At 31.8% G+C, this 7,861-nt stretch carries 8 protein-coding genes; 2 read left to right on the forward strand and 6 right to left on the reverse strand.

All coding sequences use genetic code 11. The features are described from left to right. Positions 1-10 precede the first annotated feature (10 nt). Both folE2 and queD read right to left on the reverse strand, forming a co-directional pair. A complete protein-coding gene (folE2, locus tag RR539_RS02825) occupies positions 11-787 on the reverse strand; it encodes a GTP cyclohydrolase FolE2 (protein WP_332474306.1) in 777 nt (258 codons plus the stop codon). 3 nt (positions 788-790) lie between these two features. Further along, the gene (gene queD, locus RR539_RS02830) at positions 791-1,144 is read right to left on the reverse strand and encodes a 6-carboxytetrahydropterin synthase QueD (protein WP_332483388.1); all 354 of its coding nucleotides are present in this window, start codon (positions 1,142-1,144) and stop codon (positions 791-793) included. Positions 1,145-1,610: 466 nt separating this feature from the next. Between queD and RR539_RS02835 the strand changes: the two genes are divergently transcribed. Beyond that, positions 1,611-1,760 (forward strand): zinc-ribbon domain-containing protein, encoded by a 150-nt coding sequence (locus RR539_RS02835; protein WP_332474308.1) that lies wholly within the window; start codon positions 1,611-1,613, stop codon positions 1,758-1,760. 93 nt (positions 1,761-1,853) lie between these two features. Next, entirely contained in the window at positions 1,854-2,285 is a 432-nt protein-coding gene (locus tag RR539_RS02840) for a DMT family transporter (RefSeq protein WP_332474309.1), read from the forward strand. A gap of 48 nt (positions 2,286-2,333) precedes the next feature. Here RR539_RS02840 and mnmA read toward each other — a convergent pair whose 3' ends face one another. From mnmA to RR539_RS02860, 4 genes are all read right to left on the reverse strand, one after another. Beyond that, complete coding sequence (mnmA, locus tag RR539_RS02845) at positions 2,334-3,455, reverse strand: tRNA 2-thiouridine(34) synthase MnmA (protein ID WP_332474310.1); 1,122 nt, start codon at positions 3,453-3,455, stop codon at positions 2,334-2,336. A 161-nt stretch (positions 3,456-3,616) separates the two neighbouring features. After that, positions 3,617-5,752 (reverse strand): YhgE/Pip domain-containing protein, encoded by a 2,136-nt coding sequence (locus RR539_RS02850; RefSeq protein ID WP_332474311.1) that lies wholly within the window; start codon positions 5,750-5,752, stop codon positions 3,617-3,619. Positions 5,753-6,016: 264 nt separating this feature from the next. Continuing rightward, positions 6,017-7,789, reverse strand: a complete 1,773-nt coding sequence (locus RR539_RS02855; RefSeq protein WP_332474312.1) for a sensor histidine kinase — start codon at positions 7,787-7,789, stop codon at positions 6,017-6,019. Beyond that, on the reverse strand, positions 7,767-7,861 hold a 95-nt coding region (locus tag RR539_RS02860), incomplete at its 5' end, for a winged helix-turn-helix domain-containing protein (protein WP_332500179.1). The genes RR539_RS02860 and RR539_RS02855, both read right to left, overlap by 23 nt.

A 7,861-nucleotide genomic window follows, 5' to 3' on the forward strand; every position in this document is an offset into this window, starting at 1 on the left:
ATCCTACCTCTTACAGAGTGCAACCCTTTTCAGTGTAAGCAAATGCACTGTGGTTGTGAATACTTTCAATACTTTCAACATATGTGCTGTACCAAGTAATTCCATCAAATTCTTCAAGCTTTGAAGCTGTTTCACGAGCTACGTCTTCAACGAATCTTGGGTTTAGGTAAGCTTGTTCTGTTACCCACTTCTCATCTTGTCTCTTAAGTAGTGTAAACACTGGTGAACTTGAGCTTTCTTCAGCTATCTTAACAAGGTCTTCAATCCAAACAAGTTTATCCATTTCAACCTTAATGTTAACAAGTGCTCTTTGGTTATGTGCACCAAACTCACTGATTTCCTTTGAGCATGGACATAGAGTCGTAACTGGAGTTTCAACTTCTAGTACAAACTTAAATCCGTCTTCTACTGAGAATTCAGCATCGAAGCAGCACTTAACATCATATGGTGCCATAATTCCTGTTACAGGTGATGGCTTAGTTATAAAGTATGGGAATGTAATTCTACAATGTCCCTTCTTAGCTTCTAGTCTTTCTACTAGGTGCTTAAGCATTTCCTCAAGTCCCTTAGGTGAAAGATTTGGTGCTTCCTTGACAACCTCAACGAATCTGCTCATATGAGTTCCTCTTTGGTCGTGTGGTAGGTAAACAGAAAGGTCCATTGTAGCAACTGTTGATTGTTCTCTTTCTGCCTTGTCCATAACCTTAATTGGCCATTTAAGTTCGTTAATTCCTACTTTTTTTAGAGCTATGTTTCTTGTATCTTTTTGGCTTTGTACGTCCTTCATGACTTACCCCCTATATATTAATCCACTAGTTTTTGTTTCCCAAACCTCGATTTCATATAATCTACAGTTATCTCTCTTAATCTCGTCAACTAGTTCATTCCATACGTATTTTGCAATGTTTTCAGCTGTTGGTTGCTCAATAATATCGTTTAGGTAGTAATGATCCATCTTATCTATAACCTTAGCTTTAACTATTCTTTTTAATTCAACAAAATCGAATACCATATCCTCTTCACCTGGCTCACCTTCGATTTTAACTATTAGTTTATAAGTATGTCCATGTAATCTCTCACATTTTCCATGATATCTTACTAAATTATGAGCTGCATCAAATTCAAATTCTTTTATTAGTATCATAATAAATTCAACTCCATTTTTGTTTTTTATATTTTTCTACACAATTATACAACATATATCCCTCTATATTCAATTGTATAAATTCTGTAATTTTGTCATATACATTATATATCATAGTGATTAAAGTAGCAATTAAAAGAATTCTAGACTATTATCTCATAAGTTTAGGTGAAAATGAATATCAAATTTTGTTGAAATATCAAGGTATAAGTGCCAATCTAGTAACATTTTATGAATTTTTACATATAATTTATTAATCCCTTATTTAAAGTAATATTTTTTGAATAATTTTTTCAAAGTATGGCTATAATTTTAATACTTTGTTAATTACTTATTTTACTATCTATTATTTCTATTTAAGTGATTAATGAATATTAGGAATTTAACTTAGATGACACTTTTTATCCTTGTTTTAGGATATGGGTCCTATTGTATCGTTAAATACCTAAATAAAGGAGGTAACAACATGGCTGACAAGACAATCGTATGTAAAGACTGCTCTAATGAGTTTATCTTTACTGAAGGTGAGCAGGCTTTCTATGCTGAAAAAGGCTTCGAAAATGAACCTAAGAGATGTCCTGATTGTAGACGTGCTAAGAAGAACCAATCTAGATAATAAATGCACTTAATGGAAGAGAATCTATCTCTTCCTTTTTTCACGTATAAAATCCCATATATTGAAAACACTATGTATGAGGTGAATAATATTATGATGGGATTTATTTATTCTGCAATTGCAGGTGCTCTAATGAGCTTTCAAGGGGTATTTAATACTAGACTTAACGAGAAGGTAGGTATTTGGGAAGCCAACGCATTTGTCCATGCAACTGCACTTATAACTTCACTTATTATTCTCTTATTCGCTGCACAGGGAGATATTAAGAGAATAGTTGAAGTTGATAAGCTATATCTTACAGGTGGTATTATTGGTGCCCTTATAACATTTACAGTTATTAAAGGAATGTCTGTACTTAGCCCCACATATGCAGTATCTGCTATACTTGTTGCACAGCTAGTTACAGCAGCTGTTATTGATAAGTTTTCGCTATTTGGAGCTGAACCTATGAATTTTGGATGGAACAAGTTCCTAGGTGTTGCAATTATGATAGCTGGTATACTTTTATTTAAGTGGAAAATCTAAAAAGCAGCCATATAAAATTGGCTGCTTTTTAGATTAATTAACTATCTTTTATAGTTTTTTTCTATAAGAATCCAGTGACTCTCTCGTCTTAAAATATGAATCTATAAATCCTCCTCCAAGGCATTCATCACCATTATAGAATACAACTGCTTGCCCTGGAGTTATTGCCCTTTGAGGCTCATCAAACATAACAAGTGCTGAATCACTAGTTAACATCTTAACCTTAACCCCCTGGTCTGGTTGTCTATATCTAAACTTTGCGGTGCAGCTAAATTCTTCACTTTCAGCAGCTCCTGCAACAAAATTAATATCTTTAGCTATAAGCCCATATGTGAATAATAGTGGATTTTCCTCACCTTGAACAACATATAATGTATTGCTCTTAAGATCCTTATCTACTACGAACCATGGCTCTCCTGCACCACCTATACCAAGCCCCTTTCTTTGCCCTAGAGTATAGTTCATAAGACCATAATGCTTACCTACAACCTTACCTTCTAGCGATTTAATATCACCTGGCTTTGCAGGTAGGTAATTAGATAGAAACTCCTTAAAGTTACGCTCTCCTATAAAGCATACCCCTGTAGAATCCTTCTTAGATGCTGTCTTTAGTCCTGCTCTAGCTGCTATTTCACGAACTTCCTTCTTATCTATATTTCCAATTGGGAACATAGTCTTTGACAGCTGGTCCTGTGTTAACTCACATAGGAAGTATGTTTGGTCCTTGTTGTTATCATTCCCTCTAATAAGGCAGTACTTATCTCCACGCTTTTCAACCTGTGCATAATGACCCATTGCAATATAATCAGCACCAATCTTCATAGCATGATCTAAAAATGCTTTGAATTTAATTTCCTTATTACACATAACATCTGGGTTAGGAGTTCTTCCTTTTTTATATTCATCTAGGAAGTATGTAAATACTCTATCCCAGTACTCCTTAACAAATGTAACTGTATAGTAAGGTATTCCTATTTGGTCACATACAGCTCTTACATCATCATAATCCTCAGATGCAGTGCAAACCCCATCATCATTCTTCTCATCCCAGTTCTTCATAAAGATACCTATAACATCGTATCCTTGCTGCTTAAGAAGTAGTGCTGATACAGATGAATCAACTCCACCTGACATCCCTACTACAACTTTAATATCTTTTTTATCCTTCATAACTTCACCTTCTCGTATATCTATTTAAAACAATCACTTGCATTATTATCTTTGCATTATACCATTATACTAATTTTTTAAAAACTCTTCTACCACTACTAAATATTCTTCTAAAATACAACTTAAGGATGCTTCATAAATATGTAGCATCCTTAATATTATTAGTCCTCTGCAAGACCACTTTCTTTAAATTTATTCTTAAATAATTCTCCAAGACTTCTATCCTTAGTAGACATATATACTCCAAGGACTAATGAGACTGAAAAGAATATTAATAATACAATAACATCCTGCATAACAGCTGATGGTATATATCCAGCTACTGCTTCTCTCATAAGTCCTATTGCATATGTGAACGGAAGGAATGGATTAATATTATTAAAAAATGTAGGTGTAACCTCAACAGGGAATGTACCTCCTGAAGATGATATTTGTAGGACTAATAAAATTACACTTAATGCCTTACCTACAGCACCTAAAATATAGGTTAAGCTATAAATAATTGTTACAAACACTATGCTTATCAATACTCCACTTAAAATAAATAATAATGGACTACTATTATATGTTCCAAGAATAAACACATCTCCAAGGGTTACTATTAAAGCCTGCATTATTCCTATTGTAATAAAGGTTAGTAACCTTCCTAAATACCTTGATGTTTGACCTATATTATCAGCTACTGCATTAGTTGATAATATTGAAACAAGAATCAATCCTCCAACCCATAATGCTAAAGTTGTAAAGAATGGTGACATAGCTGAACCGTAGTTAGGTACAGGATATATCCTCTTATCTACTATCTGAACAGGGCTAGACATAAAGTCACTTTCTTTTTTAGCGTCACTCTTAAGAAGCTTAAAAAGCTCCTGAAACTTCTCATCTGAATTAAGTGTTCTAACTTTATCTGCTGTACTCTTAATAAGGCTAACAGCATCATCCATATTACTATTTACATCCTTAAGAACTAGGCTTCCATCCTTAACTCCCTTATGTGTTTCCTCAACTAGAGACTTAATCTTTGGCATATTACCCTTAGCATCATTAAGAACTATACTTGCTTCGTTTAAAGTGTGTGAAATTTCTCCCACAGCCTTATTAAAATCATCTTTATACTTACCATTAAGTCCTGTAATTATTTCTGAACTCTTAGATGATACCCTTAATAATGCTGACTTAATATTATTAATTGTACCCTCTGTAATTTCAGCACCACTATTAATCTTACCTTCTAGTTCAGTTATCATGGTTATTGATTTCTCAACATTAGTACGTAAAGATACAAGTTCTACTCTTATCTTGTCTAGGTGTCCATTTTTATTGATACTATCTATATAGTCAATTGACTTATTAATAATAATTAATGCATTTTTCTCTGATCCTTTAATTATTGAAAGTCTTTCTAGTATCACCTTAGAGGCTAAATTTACATCCTCTGGTGATAAAATAGAATTCATATTATCCGCTGTGTTTTTAATGTGGATTAGGTCTGCTTTAATAACCTCTGAGGATGAAATTATATCATCAGCTGCTGTATTTACAAACTTAATAGAATTATCTATTATGCTACTTGACTCATTAACTATACTATTAATCCTTGGCATTTGGTTATTTAGATCTCCTAGAAGCTTATCTGCATCTACTGACCCATTATATAAATTCTTAACTGAAGACTTAATATTACCTGTTTGACCCTCAAGGTCAAATAATATCTTCTCAAACTTAGCTATTAAAGGAAGCTGCTCCTCAATCTTAATATCTAATTCATTAAGCCCCTTAATAGCTGTAGTTGTAACCTCTGCAATAAAGCTCTTAGTTATCTCATCTTTAATTACAGATGCGCTTTTTTCTGTAATCTTAGGTGCTACAGCATTTCTCTTCTCATTTACTGTATATATAAGCCTCGGCTTAACAGGATTCTCCTTAAGTATAGACATAATATCTTTGGTAAAATTCTTATCTATCTTAATAGATGCATAATATCTTCCCATTTCTAGTCCATTTGATGCCTCACTATCTGATACAAAATGAAAGTCTAGTGTTTTGTTGGCCTTAAGATTGTCTACAACTTGATTCCCTATATTAATCTTCTTATTATTAAGACTTCCTCCAATATCATCATTAACAATTGCAACAGAAACCTTTGATAAATTCCCATATGGATCCCATGATGACTTAATATTAAACCATGCATAAAGTGATGGTAATATGGCTAGACCTAAAATAACTATAATTGCAATAACGTTTTTAGAGATATTTTTCATATCCCTTGTATATACCTTAAAAATGTTTCTCATAGTATCCTCCTTTGTTCCTTGTTTATTCTCCCCATAATGTATGTAATTTATAAATAAAAAACTAACGGCAATTCATTGCCGCTAGCTTTTTAAACACCTATGTATATAATATACCCAATTAATACTGAGCAAATAACTGTTAAAATCCTTGTTGAATTATTACCCATTAAAATCACCGACCTTGAATTTCTTAATATTAGTATAGTACCTTTAATTGATATATTTTAAACATACTAATGTAGTTTCGTTTACAAATTAGTTAAATTATTTTGTAAAAGTAACAATAACCTTAAAAAGATCTCCATCAACTAATATATCAATAATTCCACCATGTGCATCTACTATACTTTTTGCAATAGAAAGTCCAAGTCCATTACCTTCAACCGATGAATTTCTCGCCTTATCTCCCCTTGAGAACCTTTCAAAGAATTCACCTTGGCTAATCAGTATCTTCTCTTTAGAAATATTCTTAAAGTAAATACTAACCCTATCCTCTTCCTGAGCAATATCTATATAAGCCCTAGTTCCCTTTAAAGAATACTTAATAATATTAGTTACTAAGTTCTCAAACACCCTAGAAACCTTATTTCCATCAAGACTCAGTTCTATATTATGACTGTCTGAATTAACAATAAACTCAATACCCGAAGACTCTATATTAGTAGAAAGCTCCCCTAGTGTTTGACTAATCAGTTCAACCACATTAACCCTCGAAAGATTAATCTGAGCCTTTCCGCTTGTAATCTTAGATATCTCAAATAAGTCATCAATTAACTTTTTAAGCTTATGTCCCTTATTATTAAGAACCCTAATATAATCTTCTCTTTCACTATCAGTAATATCCTTATTAAGAAGAATATCAGTATAGTTAATAATAGAAGTTAATGGAGTCTTTAAGTCATGGGATATATTAGTTACAAGTTCTGCCTTAAGCCTTTCATTTTTAATTCTGTCATTAACAGCATCACTATAACCCATTTTAAGGTCCTCTATATCCTTAGCAAGTATCTTTAGATTATAGCTTCTAACCTTGTCTTTAAACTCTGCTGAGCTTGAATCACTTGTATAGTCTTCTATTTTTCTAAGATCCATAGATAGATTAATCATATACACTAAACATATTACTACTCCCAAAAATAATACTGCCATAAATTCAAAATTCCATCCATATCCAAGTACTACTCCTTGAAACATACCTATTATAACTAAAGTTCCAACAACTATAACCTTGAAAGTTATTCCCTTCTTTGTAAACAGCTCAAAGAATACAGAATTAATCCATTTTAATATTAACTTAACTATTTTATATAAATATAAATTTTGAATAGTTTCCTTTAATAATTTTCTATTTCCAAATATAATCATTAAAACTATTAATACCATTGTAGCAACTGATGCTATATATAATATAAAATAAGTCTCTTGTTTTTTCTTGCATATATTTTTTTCTTTATCTATTATTGCAAATTCACCATCATTTACAAACTCATACCTTGGAATCCAGAATCTAAACTCATATTTCTCAGGATTTTTTGTATAAGAGTTTCCCTTATCATCCATATCATCAAAATTAGATCCGCTTAAATTAAATCCATCTAAATATTTAGGTTTTGCATCTTCCCTAATTAGTTTATCTAATATAAATTGATCCTCTCCAAGATTGTACTTATCATATACTTCCTTAGAATTAGTAAATAGAGCTTTATCTACTTTATTAAATACTACATATTTTATATGTTGCTGCTTATAAAAATCGTTAGCCATTGATTTATGATTACTTGCCTCTTTATATAAACTTAAATATTTAGTAGTCCCAAGTATTTCATAAGCAACTATATTTTTATCTCCACTAAAGTTCTCTAACTTTACTGTAGCATCAATAGATTCCCGTGTCATTGGCCCATTGTACTTTGTGTACCTACTCATTTGCTCAAAATAATCAGCTGTTATAAATAATCCCACTAATATAATAATAGAAATAAAAATATGTTTTATGAAAAAACTTGGAATAGACTTAAGCTTCGATTTTGTATCCAATTCCCCACACCACCTTTATATATTTTGGTTCTTTAGGATTAATTTCTATTTTCTCTCTTATCCTTCTTATAT

The organism is Clostridium sp. (assembly GCF_036639235.1).
GTDB lineage: Bacteria > Bacillota > Clostridia > Clostridiales > Caloramatoraceae > Clostridium_AB.

Bases quoted from the DNA above. Each gene is read 5' to 3' on its own strand.
- folE2 (WP_332474306.1), bottom strand. From the start codon at position 787: ATGAAGGACGTACAAAGCCAAAAAGATACAAGAAACATAGCTCTAAAA.
- RR539_RS02840 (WP_332474309.1), top strand. From the start codon at position 1,854: ATGATGGGATTTATTTATTCTGCAATTGCAGGTGCTCTAATGAGCTTT.
- RR539_RS02835 (WP_332474308.1), top strand. From the start codon at position 1,611: ATGGCTGACAAGACAATCGTATGTAAAGACTGCTCTAATGAGTTTATC.
- mnmA (WP_332474310.1), bottom strand. From the start codon at position 3,455: ATGAAGGATAAAAAAGATATTAAAGTTGTAGTAGGGATGTCAGGTGGA.
- RR539_RS02850 (WP_332474311.1), bottom strand. From the start codon at position 5,752: ATGAGAAACATTTTTAAGGTATATACAAGGGATATGAAAAATATCTCT.
- queD (WP_332483388.1), bottom strand. From the start codon at position 1,144: ATGATACTAATAAAAGAATTTGAATTTGATGCAGCTCATAATTTAGTA.